General features: G+C 41.2%; 18 protein-coding genes and 3 pseudogenes. 5 read left to right on the forward strand and 16 right to left on the reverse strand.

What is annotated here, in order from left to right:
- From KE503_RS08990 to KE503_RS09045, 12 genes and pseudogenes are all read right to left on the reverse strand, one after another.
- Positions 1-188, reverse strand: a 188-nt coding sequence (locus KE503_RS08990; protein WP_001820669.1) for a hypothetical protein, incomplete at its 3' end; no start/stop codon positions are given.
- A gap of 71 nt (positions 189-259) precedes the next feature.
- Complete coding sequence (locus tag KE503_RS08995) at positions 260-490, reverse strand: YdbC family protein (RefSeq protein ID WP_001206986.1); 231 nt, start codon at positions 488-490, stop codon at positions 260-262.
- 45 nt (positions 491-535) lie between these two features.
- Positions 536-1390, reverse strand: coding sequence for a ParB/RepB/Spo0J family partition protein (locus tag KE503_RS09000; RefSeq protein ID WP_000743700.1), 855 nt, complete (start codon positions 1388-1390; stop codon positions 536-538).
- Between the two features lie 8 nt (positions 1391-1398).
- Positions 1399-2364 carry a MobV family relaxase gene (gene mobV / locus KE503_RS09005; protein ID WP_001820668.1) on the reverse strand — a complete coding sequence of 322 codons (966 nt, stop codon included), beginning with the start codon at positions 2362-2364 and terminating at the stop codon, positions 1399-1401.
- A gap of 517 nt (positions 2365-2881) precedes the next feature.
- Positions 2882-3914, reverse strand: a pseudogene (locus KE503_RS09010) (AAA family ATPase).
- Between the two features lie 154 nt (positions 3915-4068).
- Positions 4069-4543 (reverse strand): annotated as a pseudogene (locus KE503_RS09015) (RNA polymerase sigma factor).
- Between the two features lie 83 nt (positions 4544-4626).
- On the reverse strand, positions 4627-5052 hold the full coding sequence (locus KE503_RS09020; protein ID WP_000323895.1) for a sigma-70 family RNA polymerase sigma factor: 426 nt from the start codon (positions 5050-5052) through the stop codon (positions 4627-4629).
- A 94-nt stretch (positions 5053-5146) separates the two neighbouring features.
- Positions 5147-5656, reverse strand: coding sequence for a sigma-70 family RNA polymerase sigma factor (locus KE503_RS09025; protein ID WP_105116765.1), 510 nt, complete (start codon positions 5654-5656; stop codon positions 5147-5149).
- Between the two features lie 490 nt (positions 5657-6146).
- Positions 6147-6320 (reverse strand): cysteine-rich KTR domain-containing protein, encoded by a 174-nt coding sequence (locus tag KE503_RS09030; RefSeq protein ID WP_002779755.1) that lies wholly within the window; start codon positions 6318-6320, stop codon positions 6147-6149.
- Positions 6321-6371: 51 nt separating this feature from the next.
- Positions 6372-8291 (reverse strand): tetracycline resistance ribosomal protection protein Tet(O), encoded by a 1920-nt coding sequence (tet(O), locus tag KE503_RS09035; protein WP_015521635.1) that lies wholly within the window; start codon positions 8289-8291, stop codon positions 6372-6374.
- A 366-nt stretch (positions 8292-8657) separates the two neighbouring features.
- Positions 8658-9032 (reverse strand): TnpV protein, encoded by a 375-nt coding sequence (locus KE503_RS09040; RefSeq protein ID WP_001129922.1) that lies wholly within the window; start codon positions 9030-9032, stop codon positions 8658-8660.
- Positions 9033-9083: 51 nt separating this feature from the next.
- A complete protein-coding gene (locus KE503_RS09045) occupies positions 9084-9236 on the reverse strand; it encodes a hypothetical protein (RefSeq protein ID WP_330621962.1) in 153 nt (50 codons plus the stop codon).
- On the opposite strand from KE503_RS09045, the gene KE503_RS15065 reads away from it, so the two are divergent.
- Positions 9235-9441, forward strand: a complete 207-nt coding sequence (locus tag KE503_RS15065) for an FCD domain-containing protein (RefSeq protein WP_349110089.1) — start codon at positions 9235-9237, stop codon at positions 9439-9441. The genes KE503_RS09045 and KE503_RS15065 overlap by 2 nt on opposite strands.
- A 57-nt stretch (positions 9442-9498) precedes the next feature.
- Here KE503_RS15065 and KE503_RS09055 read toward each other — a convergent pair whose 3' ends face one another.
- Entirely contained in the window at positions 9499-11172 is a 1674-nt protein-coding gene (locus KE503_RS09055) for a glycoside hydrolase family 13 protein (protein ID WP_212385041.1), read from the reverse strand.
- 13 nt (positions 11173-11185) lie between these two features.
- Complete coding sequence (locus KE503_RS09060; protein WP_212385042.1) at positions 11186-12754, reverse strand: AAA family ATPase; 1569 nt, start codon at positions 12752-12754, stop codon at positions 11186-11188.
- Positions 12755-12984: 230 nt separating this feature from the next.
- On the opposite strand from KE503_RS09060, the gene KE503_RS09065 reads away from it, so the two are divergent.
- From KE503_RS09065 to KE503_RS09080, 4 genes are all read left to right on the forward strand, one after another.
- Positions 12985-13092: a hypothetical protein gene (locus KE503_RS09065; RefSeq protein ID WP_207642837.1), complete on the forward strand. Its 108-nt coding sequence runs from the start codon at positions 12985-12987 to the stop codon at positions 13090-13092.
- A 139-nt stretch (positions 13093-13231) separates the two neighbouring features.
- Entirely contained in the window at positions 13232-13972 is a 741-nt protein-coding gene (locus tag KE503_RS09070; RefSeq protein ID WP_212385043.1) for a hypothetical protein, read from the forward strand.
- On the forward strand, positions 13908-14252 hold the full coding sequence (locus tag KE503_RS09075) for a PTS sugar transporter subunit IIA (RefSeq protein WP_212385044.1): 345 nt from the start codon (positions 13908-13910) through the stop codon (positions 14250-14252). Before KE503_RS09070 ends, KE503_RS09075 begins: the two co-directional genes overlap by 65 nt.
- Positions 14253-14357: 105 nt before the next feature.
- Positions 14358-14594, forward strand: a complete 237-nt coding sequence (locus KE503_RS09080; RefSeq protein WP_212385045.1) for a hypothetical protein — start codon at positions 14358-14360, stop codon at positions 14592-14594.
- Between the two features lie 84 nt (positions 14595-14678).
- Here the strand turns inward: KE503_RS09080 and KE503_RS09085 are convergent.
- Both KE503_RS09085 and KE503_RS09090 read right to left on the reverse strand, forming a co-directional pair.
- Positions 14679-14975 (reverse strand): annotated as a pseudogene (locus KE503_RS09085) (AAA family ATPase); the annotation flags it as partial.
- Between the two features lie 124 nt (positions 14976-15099).
- Positions 15100-16428, reverse strand: coding sequence for a dicarboxylate/amino acid:cation symporter (locus KE503_RS09090; protein WP_022375566.1), 1329 nt, complete (start codon positions 16426-16428; stop codon positions 15100-15102).
- Positions 16429-16773: the final 345 nt, after the last annotated feature.

Below are 16773 nucleotides of genomic sequence, written 5' to 3' on the forward strand. Positions count from 1 at the left end.
GCGGACAGCCCCTCATTGTCGAAGGTGTCGCCCTCGGCAATCTTCTTCCGAATATCCTCGGAGATAATCGGGACAAACGCTTCTGTAACGGTCTGTGTGCCGACATATTCACGGCTGATTATCATCTGCACTGGTGCTTTTGGCACGATACGCTTTCTCTTTTTATCTGCTTTCTTATCCTCGCCCATACTTAAATCTTCCTTTCCAGACAGGGCAGGGAAGAGTTTGGAAATGTCCCCGCCCTGCCAATCAGATACCATTAATCCTCGCTGTTTAATTCTTTCTGTAATGCTTTAAGGAGTGCCGCCGCTTCATCAGCGTTCAGCGTGATTCCCTTGCCGCACTTTTCACGGTTCGGGGAAAAGCTGCGGATGTCATACTTCGGCTCTTTCCCATTCCATGAAATGAGATTGATTTCCTTTGTGTAGCCACTGTCGCCCGTAGACAATACTGCGATTTCCTTTACGATTTCATACTGGATTTCTCTCATTCTCCATACCTCAACTCTCTGTATTTACTTCCCGAAAAAAGAAGATTAGCGGCTGTCACGGTTGCGTTTCCTCTGCAACTCACGCTCCAAAAGTTTGATGATGGTTTCCTCCATCTGCTTCGGCGTTGTGTTCTTCGGAAAGTATTTTTTCAGCTTGCTTGTGTTGATTTTCAAGGTTTCTTTCTGGTTGCCCTTTTCCTCCGTCATAATCGCAAATATCGTATCCATGTCAAGCCGCCCGCTCTGGCTTAACTGTTTCATCCGCTGTGCCTGTGAGAGTGAGGGCGTTGCTTCTTCGCTCTCCATCGTGGCAAAGAGGTTTTCCTGCTCGTCTTTCTTCAAGAAGGACAGTTCCACCGCAGGCGTGAGGGCGATTTTCCCCTCGTCCACCATCTGCAAAATCGGCGGTATCAGTTCCGTCAGGCGGATAAAACGCTGCACGGTCATCCTGCCCACGCCGAAGCCCTGTGCCACCTTGTCGTCCGTCCGCAACTTCGTCACAACTTGTGACGAGGTTAAGTCTGTGCGGAAACCCTGCCGCTTCATGGCTTCGGATTTCATCTTGTAAGCAAACGCCCGCTCCGATGGCAGGATATTCTCACGCTGCAAATTGCTGTCTACAAGGGTGATGATGGCTCGGTCACGGTCTAAGGGCAGGACAAACGCAGGCACGGTATTTATCCCTGCAAGTTCAGAAGCACGGACACGCCGCTGTCCTGCAATCACTTCATAACCGTCCCCGTCCTCTTTCGGGCGTGTGATTATCGGCGTGACAATGCCAAATTCCTTGATGCTTTCCGCTAACTCTGACAGTGTTTCATCTTCTGCCACATGAAACGGATTGTCGGGGAACGGGTACAAGTCTTTGGTCTTTAACACCTTAAAATCCTGTTTCTTCATTCACATATCTACCTTTCTTTCGCTCTGCTTCTATGATTTTTCTGCAATTCTTCCAACACTTCGGGCGGTATTTTTGACAGCAGCCGCCCCATCTGCTCGTTGGTTCTCTGCAATTCAAATATCTTCTGATTCGCTTTCTGCACCTTTAGTTCCTGCTCGTACTTTTCATCACGCATACGCCCCGCATAGTCTGATTCCTGCCCAATTCTCTCTTTCAAACTGTCGATATACGCCTGCTGTTTCCCGATTTCCTTAGAGAATTTCTCCACGTCTGGCAGCCATGCAGAGAGTAAATCTAACGCTTTATCCCTTTTCTTCCCTGCGTTAAAGGCGTTGATGTCGGATAGGGCAGACACGATTTCTTCATACTGTTTATCAAGCCTGCCGCCTAATTTATAGAGCCATGTGGGGACGTGTTTCCGCTTGGTTTCCATTGAGGACTGCCCCCGTTCAAGCTGATTCCACCGTGAGGACATCCGCTCATGGTAGGCGGTCTGCCACTCGGATAATGATTTCTGGTTGCCTAAGATAGCTTTCGCTGACAGCTTATTGTCTGGCGTAATCGGCACAAAGCAGAGGTGCATATGGGGCGTTCTCTCGTCCATATGGACGACAGCGGAGAGGATATTCTGCTTTCCAACACGCTCCGAAATGAAGTCAAGAGCCGTCTGGAAATACGCTTTTTGTTCTTCGGGCGGTAACTGGTTCATAAATTCTGGTGAAGCTGTGATGAGCGTTTCCACCATCATCACGCTGTCTTTCCTTGTCCTGCACCCCGCTTCGGCTACCATGCGGTTAATCTCTTTCTTGTAGGTGTACTTTGGTGGTGCTATGAGATGGTAATTGTTTTTAGAGCGTTCCATATCTATATCTGGGTTGCTTTTGTAGGCTTCTTTCTTCCGCTCGTTGTGGCGTTCACAAGCCGCAACGCCGCCCGCTTTTCGTTTCTGGAAACGCAGGATTGCATAAGGCATAGGCGGATTCCTCCTTTCTTTCGGCGGGTGACCGTCCTTTGGGGTGACAGCGGTGACGGTGGTGACAGCAGTTTTGGGATACCCCCTGCCGACTGCCGCAACTGTCACCCTCACCCCCTGCATGACGGTCATGTCGATGATGACGGTGTTTTTGGGATACCCCCCTCGCAAGAGCCGTCACCGTCATGCCGCCATTCTTTTATCCGAAGCCGTAAGGCGTAGGATAGCAGGGCACAGCCCTGCCTTAAGGGAGTCCAGAGGGAACGTCTGGCACACGACTTTGCAGGGCAAAGTGTAGTGTGTTACACCCTGTAAACGCAGTCGGAAAAATCGGAATGATTTTTCTGACCGCAGGGGTGGTTTTACACGACCGAAAAGGGCGAGTAAATCTCACGCCTGCATTTTGCGTTTACGGGGTGTTCTCCCGTAGGGATGACAGCGGCAGGGTATCCTAAAATCACTGTCACCACCGTCACTGCTGTCACCCGCAGGGCAGAGCCGCCAGCTTTACATGGCTTTAAGCGTCAATGACAGTAACAGGGGGGTATCCTAATATCGCTGTCACCACCATCACCGCTGTCACCCGCCCTCCTTGCAAGGGCAATCCGCCTGCCGTCTTTCCTGCGGCTGTACTGGTAGCAGATACGGTTCTCGCTTAAAAATGTGGTGCGGTATTCATTCAGCCATTTCGTAATCACCGTGGGTATGGTTTCCGTTTCCCCCATAGCGGCTAACAGTTCCGTTGCCGTGCCTATCCATTCTTCCTTATCCCTCATAAAATCCACCAACCGAAAAAGGACATCTGGTATCGTTTCTTTCGCAAGCTGCTCCTGCGTTTTCCGCTCCACAAGCTCCCAACGGCAATCACGGAAACGCAGCGTGTATTCCTGATAAGGCGTGTCCCTGCCCGTCACATACAGCTTGGCGGTGTCAGACGCACGTTTCTCCTTTTCCAGAACAAAGGTAGCGTCCGCACTCCCCGTTAATCCTGTCGTCCCAGACACCTTGTTGAACACGTCGCTGTCATTCTGCTTTCGGATGTGGTGTACGACAATGACCGCCAGAGAGTGCCTGTCGGCAAAGTCTTTGATGAGGGAGATGTCCCCATAGTCGCTTGCATAGGCATTGTCTTTTGAAGCTGTACGGACTTTCTGCAAGGTATCAATGACAATGAGCCTGCTGTCTGGGTAATCTTTCAGATAATCTTCAAGCTGCACGATAAGACCGTCTGACAGCTTGCAGCTTGCCACGGCAAAGTGGAGCCGCCCGCTTGCTTCGTCCGTCAAACGAAATAACCTGTCCTGTATGCGGCAGAACGTGTCCTCAAGGCAGAGGTAAAGCACATCGCCCTCCATTGTCGGCATATCCCATAAAGGGATTCCCTGCGACACGCATAAGCATAGCTTCAGCATGAGCCAGCTTTTGCCTATCTTCTGTGAGCCGCAGAACAGCGATAAGCCTGTCGGGATAAGGCTGTCCACCACAAAGGATGGTTTCTCAAGCGGTTCATAAAGGAGCGTTTCGGCGTTGACTGTCTGTAACTTCTGCATGGCTTTCCTCCTTTCGGGCGGTGTCTTTGTTTTCGTTGCACATAGGCGTTGACCTCCTTAAAAATAGATTTACTCCCACGGAAAAAAGTGAGAGTATGTAATGCCGCCAATCCCACACAAATAAAAAACAGATTTCTTTTTCGGGCGGTGTCGGTCACGGTTGGAGATATTTCTTCAATTTCCGCCTTTACTTTCTCCTTTGCAATCGCAACAGATTTCTGTATTGCCGAAGCGGTGCAATGCTCCATAGCGGCGATTTGGTAAAAATTGAACTCATACTCGTAGTAGAGCAGGAAACGCCGCCTTTGTATCTCTGGAAGGCTCCCAACCGCCTTATAGAGCGTTTCATTCCGTTCTTCCTCAACCATGCGTTCATCAAGGCTCTTAGGCACACGCAACGCCCGTCTGTAAAGGGTTTCGTCCCATACCTCGTTAAACTCCCTGTGCCGCTCGTCCCATTAGAAAAGATTCCTGTTCCTGCGCTCCATCTGCCGAAACTCCATAAAGAACTGTTCCGACACTTCCAACTCGTGGGATTTGCCCTGCCCGTCCTTAAAGCTGATAAAATACCTTGTGCCGCTTTCCGTGGATTCCTCCCGAAGCGTGTATGCCTTAACCCTGTATGCCATCCTGTTGTCCTCCTGCAAAAAATGAGTGAGGGGATTTCCATCCCTCACCCAGTAGCCCGCAGGATGGCAGGCTGTTTTAGAAGCTATAAAATTTTCCGCAGCTTCTTCCGCAGATGGTCTAACCTCGCATAGATGGCACCAGTCGTCAAATGCACAAGCGGGGCAATCTCCTTTGTGGAATACCCCTGCATTTTCAGCAGGACGATTTTCAAGGTACGCCCGTCCACCGTGACTAATACTTGATAGAGATTTTCGCTCTCAATCTCTTCCAGTAACTCCGCAACCGTACCCACTTCCGCCTGCCGCTCCCTGCCTGCCATGTCCTCAAGATATTCCGCAACGTCATTCGTCCATCGGTAAAACCGCCTGTTGGAATTGAAGTCTGCCCTGTCCGCCATGCGTATCTGCTCAATGGTCGCTTCATCAACGCCGCACTCACGCAGCAGCTTTTCCTCCGCTTCTTTCCAGATACGCCATTTCCTGTCCTCCCGTCCGTGGTTGTATGCCATTCTTACTTCCTCCAATCAGAATTGATTGAGAGGGCAGAGAAAAGCCCCCTCATCTTCCCAAAGGAAAAAACAAGGGGGCTGAACGCCTTAAATTTTAATTTTCTATTATCTTTCTTAGTTTTATTAGGATTCTGGCTTTGCGTTTGTTTACAACGCTCTGGGTTATGCCCAACCTCGCCCCGACTTCACGCTCGGAAAGTCCGTCAAAAAAGATTGCCTGTATCAGCTCCTGTTCACTATCCGACAGCAAAGGCAGGGCGGCTTTCAGCCTGTCCACCATGACCGCATTGACAACGGTTTCTGCAATGTCCACCGCTTCATCAGTGATAAAGTCCAGAGGATTCCCCTCGCTGTCCGTAAATCCGTCGAGAGATAGCAGTCTATTCTTTGTATCTAATTTTTGCAGATAACGCCACCGTTCCTTGTCACGGTAGAAGTCTGTGTATTGCTCCCTCACGACTTCAAGCAGACAGCCTTGAATGGGGATAAACAGCTTGTCCATATAGGTCTGGTCGGATTCCCTGCAACGGCAGAACTCCGTGTAGGATAATTCCACATAGCCGCCACTTTCTCTGATATATACCTTTCTTGGTGCATATTTCACCATAAATACCTCCCATCTGAATTTTTGAAATGTAAAAAATCCAGATGGAGAGGCGGAGAACGACACCGCATATCAGAAACAGCCCTACGGCACTTTCCAACAAAAATCGACAAAAGAAAAACCGCAAAGGCTCTGTGACCTTTACGGTTATAGGAAATAGTAATTCTATTGTATGGAGATTGTACTTCCACTTTCAAGGTGAGAAGTACCGTTGCACTGGCAGAAATTTTTTTAACTGGTTTCCTGCCGTTCTCTGATATGCTATGTATTGATAAATTTTGCTTCGTATGAGCAGATAGATAACTGCCCGAAAAAAGGACATAAAAAAATCCCTCCAAATTTAAAAACAAATTCAGAGGGTAATTTAGGGTATAACAAAATAACCCACCCGAATATCGTTTTTTTTATTTGGTGAGTTTGTTCTTTCAAATACGAAACAAAAAGAGCCGATGATTCGTGAATTGTTCCACAATTTCATCGGCTCTGCGTCTTAAGCGTCTGGCTCTTTGATGACAGTTATCTTCAAGTTGTCAACTTTAATCAATCTTTCTTGTCTGCATTTTGGACAATAAAGGGGATAATTCTCCAAAACAGTGTCCTTCCTAATTTTATTACGGGTTTTGCTCCCACAAACAGGACACAATATCCATTCGCATTTCATCATAATTAGTCTCTAATCCTTTCAAATCTCATTTTATATGACTTTTGCAAGCTGTTAAGCTAACTTGTGGAACATATGCCGAACCTTATCTATACGGCTATTCGGGCGGCGGGGTTGGCAAATAAATTTACCAATAGCTGGCTGGTATCCTTTTAACTCTGTCAAGCAGACTCCCTGCCCATTTGTGAAATAAGTTAAATCGTTCCTGTATTCTTGAATACATCTGGCAGGGATTTCTCCTTTCAGAATGACCTCGTCATTCTTTATCTGAGTACTTACAATATCTGCACAATACCTTGGAGCATCATGATACGCCCGTGAGAGATATTCCTGCGGTGCATAAATTTCAAAGTGGAGATATGGCTCTAATAGTTCTGTCCCTGCTTTTTTTAAAGCCTGCTCCAATACGATAGGGGAAAGCAGCCGAAAGTCTGCGGGGGTACTTACAGGACTATAATACAATCCATATTCAAAACAGATTTTACAGTCTGTCACTTTCCATCCATACAGCCCCTGCTCGCAGCCATAAAGAACCCCCTCCATAACCGCATTTTGGAACGATTGATTTAAATATCCAAGTGAAACTCTGCTTTCATACTGCACTCCGCTTCCAATAGGGAGCGGCTCTATGGACAACCCGACAGAAGCCCAGAAAGGATTTGGCGGGACTTCTATGTGGATGGTATATTCTGCTTTTCTAAGCGGTCTTTCCATATATATAACAGTAGGCTCTTTTATTTCTGCCTCCACATGATATTTTTCCTCAAGGATGGCACAAATGACTTCCATCTGCACATTCCCCAAAAAAGAAAGTATAATCTCATGCGTTGTAGTATCCACATAATATTTTAAAAGAGGGTCTGTATCAGCAATCTCTGCGAGGGCATTTAACAGGGCTTCCCTTTGCTCCGGCTTTTGCGGCTCTACCGTTGTCCGAAGTAATGGCATGGGATTATCAATCCGTGTTTTGTGAGGCAGGAGTTTTTCATTTCCCAGAATGTCGTTCAGTTTCAAAGTATCATCAGCTAAAATAACAATTTCTCCCGGACAGGCATGGTCAGCCGGGACGATTTCACCATTTGTCGGAACACACATCTCTGTGATTTTTATTTTCTCTTTTTCAGATATTCTAATAACATCCCTCAAATGCAATGTTCCGCTATATATACGCACATAAACAAAACGCCGCCTTTTCTCTGAATATTCAATCTTAAAAACCTGCCCGCATAGTTCAGATTGACCTTCAGGCGTTGATGAATAAAATTTACTGGCAATTACTTCTATAAGCTGCCGAATCCCCAGATTGTTTTTAGCGCTTCCGTGATAAACGGGAAATAACGTTCCGTTTTGGAATCTCCTGTTTTCTTCCTGTTCCAGTTCTGACATTTTAAACGGTTTCCCTGACATATATTTCTCTAATAGTTCATCGTTTCCCATAATTACCGCATCCCACTGTTCCATATCGTCATTGTCCGTTACATTTATATGGGGATGCTGCCCAACCTTTTGCTTCACTATAATTTCCGAAGAAAGCTTTGCTTTCATTTCCCGATATACCATTGGCAAATCAATCCCCTCTTGGTCAATTTTATTGATGAAAAAAATTGTCGGAATCTTCATTATCTGTAGTGCATGAAACAGTATACGGGTCTGTGCCTGTATGCCATCCTTTGCAGAAACTAATAATACTGCTCCGTCTAATACGGATAAAGAACGGTATACTTCCGCCAAAAAATCCATATGGCCTGGCGTATCTATAATGTTGACTTTTACATCCTCCCACTGAAAAGATGTCACTGCTGTCTGGATAGTGATTCCCCTTTGACGCTCCAAATTCATTGTATCTGTCCTTGTTGTGCCTTCATCTACGCTCCCTAGTTCTGCAATTGCACCACTGGTATACAATAAACTTTCCGTTAATGTTGTCTTTCCTGCGTCAACGTGAGCCAGAATGCCTAAGTTAATTATTTTCATGTGATTTTCCTCCTATCAACACCCAAAAAAGGGCATAAAAATACCCAGTGATAAATACTCCTATCACTGGGTAAATAACTCCAATAGCCCCAAAACACTTATATGTTTTCGGGCATATAAAATTACATGATAAAAGTATTCTTAAACTGGGTACAAAAAACTAAGCCCCATATTAAAAGTGAAACGGGACTGCTACTTTTTGTTCCCACTATCAAATTGACAGTTTATTTAAGAATACCTTGCCGCATATTTATTAACTCCTTGTATAATACTGAATCTAATTATATTCCTTAACCCTTTATTTGTCAAGCTGACAAACTAAAGCAGAAAAAGCGGCAGGATTTCCCCCTGCCACTAATCATCTGTTTATGCAAAAATAATTTCCTTTTCCACAATCTCCCTCGCACAAGCCCTTATGTTATTGAGGCATCCTGTCCATTCTAAGGCGTTTTCTGCCTTTAGCTGTTCCGTTATGCCCTGTGCCTGTTTCATACCCTCTATGAGCCTTTCAAAGCGTTCCTGTGCCTGTCTGTTGATGTCGGCAAGGTAGGCGTTTAGCCTGCCGCTTGTAAGAAGATTGGTGTATGTAACTTTACGGTACTGTTTTAGATAATCTAAATGCCGTTGCCCCCAGATGCCTATTGCCTGTTCTTCTTCGGCGGGTACAGTTAAGCACGGTATCAAATAATCCCCTTGCCTTTCGTATTTGCCGCCCAGTTCCTCAAATAATGATTTTGCCATTGTCTGTTACCTCCACATTCTTTTTTATTTTGAATGTCCGCAAAATCCGTCCTACATCGGATGGTGAAACACCTCATCCTGCTGTTTGAAATCTGGTTGAAATGGAACTCCGTCTTTTACATCTCCTGTCTGATGATCCTGTTCATCTTTCCATAAATGATATGGTTCAATTCCAAATAAAACATCAATATATGGAAGACACATCGTACAGAAATCTCTTGCTTCCTCCCAATCCCAGAGAGTACTTCTAAATGTAGAAACAACAGGTAACCGTCTGCACAATGAGACAATTGAATCTCATAGAGAAATTGCACAGGCGATTGCCGCGCATGACCCTTTGAGAGCACAGGATGCAATGTATCTACATCTTGTTTATAACAGAAAGGTGATTTCCACTTCCACAATCTAGGGAAGCAAAAATTCCTGAGAACAATTTTATTTTTATTGCTCTCAGGAATTTTTATTTTCATCTTTTTTCATAAACCACACATTCATAAGGCTTCATTTGCAATCGGTTTCCAATCACTGTTGTCTGTTCATAATTTACAAATACAACACTTTCATAATCTTCTAGCAATTCTACGCTTTTTTCCTCAGAGCTAAAATTACAGATCAACACAAGCTTCTGATCTCCATACGATCTGCTATATGCAAAAATATGGTATTCTTCCTCATACATTGGCTTAAAATCACCATATGTCAATATCTCATTATATTCTCCTGATTTTCGAAATGCGATGAGTCTTTTATAGAAATTTAAAATAGATCCATATTCTTTTTCTTCATCTTTGACATTAACGATCTTATAATTTTCATTCACTGGCATCCAAGGTTTCTCTGTTGAAAATCCTGCATTTTCATCGTGATTCCACTGCATTGGCGTTCTCGCATTATCTCTGCTATGATGACTTGCTATTTTCAATGCCTGTTCTTCTGACATTCCAGCTTCCCGTGCAATATGATACTGGTTAATCGTTTCCAGATCATTAAACTCTGCATATTCCCATCTGCGGTTACTCATTCCAATTTCCTGTCCTTGATATAGAAATGGTAATCCCCTCTGACAAATCATGATCATTGCAAGTGCTGACAGGCTATAAAATCCATAATCTTCTTCTGGAATGAACAGGCTCGCTCCTCTTGGCTGGTCATGATTTTCGATAATGTTCGCTTCAAATCCTGCCTTTTCGATGATCTTTTGGTTATGAAATGTTTCTTTTTTCCAGTCATCAAATGGCTGCGGCCAGTCATAATCCATATAGTTTTTCCCTTTTCGATATGCATGACATGGCTCAAATGCAAAGATTGTGGAAAAATATCCTTGATCTCCGATAAATTGTGGAAGAATTTCTTCTTTGACAAACATTGCTTCTCCAACAGTTAATGCATCGTATGGTTCAAAACAACGATGTTTCATTTCCAGAAGAAAATCTCCGATTCCTTTAACTTTTCCAGTTACTTTATATACATCTGCGAGTCCGTCCGGACCATCTGGTTCTAAGTCACTCCATGTCAGGTCTTTCTTGATATTCATGATCGCATCAATCCTAAAACCTGCAAGTCCCTGATCCATCCACCAACAGATCATCTCATAAATCTTCTCTCTGACAACTTCATTTTCCCAATTTAGGTCTGGCTGTTCCTTTGCAAAGGAATGCAGATAAAACTTATTCTCATATCCTGGGACTTTCTCCCATACACTGCCGCCAAAATACGATCTCCAATTTGTTGGTGGCTGTCCATTTTTCCCCTCTTTGATATAAAAATAGGTTCCATATTCTCCATCTGGATCTGCCATTGCTTTTTGAAACCATTCATGTTGGCTGGAACAATGGTTTACAACCAAATCCATCAAAAGATACATGTCTCTTTTCTTTGCCTCATCAATCAAACTCTTCATATCTTCCATCGTTCCAAACATCGGATCGATTGCATAATAATCAGAGATATCGTAACCGTTATCCACCATTGGAGACTGATATATCGGAGATATCCACAAAATATCGATTCCAAGGTCTTTTAGATAGTCTAGTTTGTTGATAATTCCTTCAATATCACCGATTCCATCTCCATTGGTGTCTAAAAAGCTTTTGGGATAGATCTGATATGCGATTTTATTGTGCCACCATTTTTTCTTCATGTTTGATTCCTTTTTATTTTAATTTCTCTATTTTACACTCATGTGTTTTTGTTTTCCTATCATAATTAATACCAACCAATAACATATTATTTTTATATTCTTCCAAACTCTCAAAATACTTTTTATCTTTGATCTGCTTGATCGCACCTTCTGCACTCTTATCCCATTTCAATTCAACAACCAATGCTGGTTTTTCTGCAAATTGTTTCTTCGGAATAAATACCAAATCAGCAAATCCTTTTCCACCTGCCAGTTCTCTATGAATCGTATAGAAATTCCTTGCTGCATATAATGCTAATGAGATTGTATAACTCAATGCATTTTCATCATTATACTGGATATGTGATGTCTCAAAATGTGCCTGTTCAATCACTTTCGCTACCTGTTCTTCTCTGCCTTGCCAGATTGCATTTAATGTATCTGCAGAATCTTTTAGTGCTTTTGATACAGATCCCCAGTCTGATACTGAAACTGTATTTACATATTCTGCCCGAATCTCGCTGTTTGGTATCTTAACTGTTTTTGTTTTATCATCATATGCAAGATATCCCAGATGGATCAGCAGTGTCAACACATCATCTTCTGTGCGGAATGTTTCCATATCATTTGTAAAACTTTCAGTGTTAACTGCTACACTTTCCCCAGCGATCATACTTAAAACATCATCTTTTAAATGTTCAAAATTCATATCGATATAAACTTGCAACGCCTCAAAAGTCTCTGTCTGATTCCAATAATTTGATATCTTCTGAAATCTCATACTGTTTACAACTGATCTTGGACTATACACGGAAGGCACTCCATCAAACGAATAGCCATCATACCAGTTCTTGACTTCTTCCATGTCCATTCCATACTGTTTGCAGAGTTTTTCGACTTCTTTCTCTGTAAATCCAACATAACATGCTAATGGTCCCGGATTGATCATGGAAAATTCATCAAACATATTCAGTGCTGAATGAGTTCCATATTTTTTAATTGGTAAAATTCCTGTCATATAAGATAGATAAATACATGCTTTGTCTTTTAAAAGATCTCTTAAAAAATCTAAATATTTTTCCTGCGCTTCTTTATCTTTTTTATATTCTCTAAAAATACAATCCCATTCATCAATGATCACAACAAATGGGCATTGCGTTTGTGCATAAACATCCTGCATAGACTCGATTAGATCTGTATCATCAAAGTAATCAACTTCTGGATATTCCATTTTTAAATCTCTGATCACGAGTTTCTTTACACGTTCGATCAATTTTTCTACATTATAACTTCGGCTTAGAAATTCCTGCATATTTAAGAATATCGTATTGTATTGATTCAGGTATTTTTCAAAGTCTTTATCTTTTGCAATTTCAAAACTATGAAATAATTTTTTTGAATCACATCCACGACTATAATAAGCTGTCAACATATTCGCAGCCATAGATTTTCCAAATCTTCTTGGGCGGCTGACACAGACATAATTTTGTGCTGTATCAAGTACGGAATTCGTATATTTTATCATTCCAGTTTTATCTACATAGATTTCAGACTGGATCATTCTTCTGAACTTTTCATTTCCTGGATTTAGATAATTTCCCATACGGATACACCTCCTTGACTAAACCTATTGCAAACTTTTCTTTTATTATAAGATAATGCAATTTTTCCTACAAGGTTTTATTTCCACATTCATTGTGGTAACAAATAGTCTTTTCAATCTATTTTCCCATGGTTATAATAAAAGCATCAAAAACAACAGAAAACATTTCGCGGAATGTCTGATATCTTAAACTTGTCATACTGACGATTGTCAGAGAAAGGAATTGAATTATGAAAATCGTAGCAGTTAGCACATGTACAGCAGGAATCGCTCATACTTATATGTCTCAGGAAGCATTAGAACAGGAATGTGAAAAAAGAACTGGGTACAAGCCCTGATATCGATCTTTTATTATCAATTGTTAATGAAATCGAAAAAGCATTTCAGGTGCATTTTACAAAAGGATAACTTGGATATCTGCTTTTACAGATTTCAGGAGAAAAAACAATTACTACAAAAGATATATCTGGAAATACTGTGATCAGTGAAGAAACTTATAAACTTGTAACTCAAATGTTAGAACGTGTGAATGAAGTTTTCAAAATTGATTTCCGTTATGATCTTGAACTGATCACCATGTTATCCACTCATCTTATGCCACTGGAAATCCGTGCAAAACATGGAATTGCTTTTGTTGCTCTTCCATTTTCACTTGCCTTAAAACGAAAATGGAAAAATCAAAAAGAAAAAGTCCTCATTGTATGTGGAAGCGGAAAAGCCAGTTCCGAATTATTGGCGTATCAAGTAAAAGAAAATTTTGGGAACTATCTTGATGTCGTTGGAGTAACAAACCACCATTCTCTGGAATTATATGATTTTTCAAATGTTGATTATATCCTTACGACCGTTCCGATCGATATTCCTGTTCCGATCCCGATCATTCGAACATCAACATTTTTTGAAACAAGCTTTATTCATCAGGTAAATCAGGCAATCACCGATACCAGAAGCAGTCGTTTTATAGAATATTTTCATAAAAATATGGTATTTGGGTCTTCTTCTGATGATAAAAATGAAATCCTTGAACACATGTGTGAAAATGCGGTCCAGAATTATGACATTCCAGACGACTTTTTCCATTATGTTATGAAACGTGAGGAAATCGGACGCACATCCGATTCATCCGATCGACTGGGATGGAGAACCCGCACAATTGATCTTTCTTCTTTCCATGAAGGAAAGCGGAGAAAATACGATCAGTACTTTTATCGGATATGATACTGCAATTCCTCATGCAAAAACAGATGCTGTAAAAACTCCATTTGTCGCTTATGCAAAATTATCTCATGCAATGGATTGGGATGGAAATGGCGAAATGGTCAAACATATTTTTATGATCGGAGTTCCAAAAGAATCTGGTTCTAATCTTCATATGCGTATCATCTCTGAACTTAGTAAAAATATTATGAGAAATGCATGGAAAGAAAGCTTTATGAATGCTGCTTCTGCCGATGAAGCTCTAGAAATCTTAAAACTGATCGAAAAGGAGGTTATATAATATGGCAACAAAATCTAATAGAAAAAACAAAGTCTTCCAGCTCAGCTGTTTAAACATTTTAATACAGGAATTTCTTATTTCCTTCCAGTGATCATTGCTAGTGGTATGTTATTTTCCTTCACACTGATCACTGGTAAGATTGATAACGGCGCAATTGTTCCAAGTAATCAGTCCTTCCAAAATATTTATGATATTGGTCAAGCTGGTTTTGCTATGATGGTTCCTGTTATGTGTGCTTATATTGCTTATGCGATCGGAAGTAAGCCTGCATTTACATTGGCACTTATGGCAGAAGGAATTTATGGACCAAATGGTGCCTTCAGAATGTATCATCTGTCGTAGCATTTTGTGGAATTGTTGCTATCTCTGGTGTATTTAAGAGTCCTTTATGGTATGTGATCAATATGCTGATCGGTGCTGGAATCATTGTACATCAATATGAATCACATCATATTTGTTTAGATGTTTCTTAAAGTCTTCTGTTTTTCCTATCTCTAAGTCAGAAAACATCTCTTCTGAAGATGCTCCTTTGCTATAATACGCTGCAAGCATATTCGCTGCATAGGATTTTCCAAAACGCCTTGGGCTGCTGTTACAAATATACGCATCTGTAGAATCCAGAACTTCATTCATACATGCAATTAATCCTGTTTTGTCTACATAAATTCTGGAATTCAGTGCTGCTTGGAACGCACTATTATCTGGATTAACAAATCTGTCTATTATTACACTACCTTTTAAACAACAAAAAATTTCGTACTATCATAAGATTATGATAGCACGAAATTTTAGCTGCCTCAACTTATATTGATTACATGAAGTGTTTATATATAGAATTGTTTCTATCCTAGTTATTTACTGCAACATGTTTAGATTTATCTGAATTATAAACTTCTTCGTCAACCAGTCCTTCTGTCGCTGCTGTGATAACGGCTGCTGTTGCTGCTCCTGTTACGTTTGTCATTGTTCTTGCCATGTCAACGATCGTTGAGATTGGTGCGAATACGACAACTAATTCGATTGGTAATCCAAGTGCTGCAAATACGGCTGTTGATGTAATGGTTGCTGTTCCTGGAACTCCGACTGTTCCTACGGATACAACTAATGTGATCAGGATTAAGAATGCATACTGTGCAATTCCATAATGGTATCCTAACATATGAACACTGAATACTGCTGTTAATGCTGGCCAGATTCCTGCACATGCTGGCATTCCAACATTAGCTCCAAGACCTGCTGTAAAGGATGCAACGTCTGCATCAACTCCAAGTGCTTCTTTTAACTGTCTTAATGTGACTGGAATTGTACCAACACTGCTCTGTGTTGTAAATGCTACATACTGAGCTGGTGCGATTCCTTTGAAGAACTTGATTGGGCTTAATTTTGCTACAAATTTGACTAAAAGCCCTTCTACACCAAATGACTGAACTGCACATAAGATATAAGATAATACTAATGTACTTAATAATGGAAGTAATTCTGCCACGCTGCTTCTTCCAACGGCTCTTGCTAAGAAAGATAATACGGCATATGGTGTAAATCCAATGATCCAGTCAATCGCCTGTCCAATGACCTGATTTCCTGCATCAATAAATGCTTTAAATGGTTTGACTGATTCATTATCTTTTGAAATTGCATTGTAAGATAATGCAATGATGATCGCAAATACAACGATTGGAATGATCTGTCCTTCACTCCAGTTTGTTGCAAAGTTACTTGGGAATAGGTTTACGATCGTATCAACTACTGATGGTACTTCAACTTTCTGATATCCATCTGCTACTTTATAAGCAAATCCATCACCAACATTTAAGATGACTGCTACGATCACTGTGATCGTACTTGCGATTGCTGTATTTAAGATCAAGAAGAAGATTGATTTTCCACCGATCTTCTTTAAGTGAATAGATTCACTTAAGTTTGTGATACTTGCAATGATACTAAATAACAGCATTGGTACAACGAGTGCTGTTAATACATTTGTATAAATACGTCCGAAAATTTCAACATATGTAAAATGATTTCCGAATCCCAGACCAACTGCGATTCCAAAGACTGTTGCTAATAATGTTAAAAGTCCGAAGTCTACGCCTTTCTTATAATCTAAATAGTAAATTACTGCAAACAGAACAACTGTGACTGCTAGTGCGGCAAAATCTGTTGTGTTAATGCTCATTTTGTTACACATCCTCTCATTCGTTTTTTCTTTTCATAGTTTTTCAATAGGAATTATTCGTATAATAGCATTTCCTAGGGAATGTGTCAACAATATTTAATGCTTCTTTTTTTGTACAATCATAATTTAAAATCATACATTATTTATTTTCCATCTTTATCACTCACAACACTCTTTCCATTTACAAATTTTGCAGCTACATTTCGATCGTCTGCAAGATAGATCATTCTTTCTAATCGTTCTTTCACTTTATCTTTACATATTTATAATAATTTTTGCAACTCTTTATAAATTCTTTAGAATTATTCATAATTTATACATTGAATGAACCAGGAATTTTGCTAT

The organism is Anaerostipes sp. Marseille-Q3525, assembly GCF_018223505.1.
GTDB classification, from domain to species: Bacteria; Bacillota; Clostridia; order Lachnospirales; family Lachnospiraceae; genus Anaerostipes; species Anaerostipes amylophilus.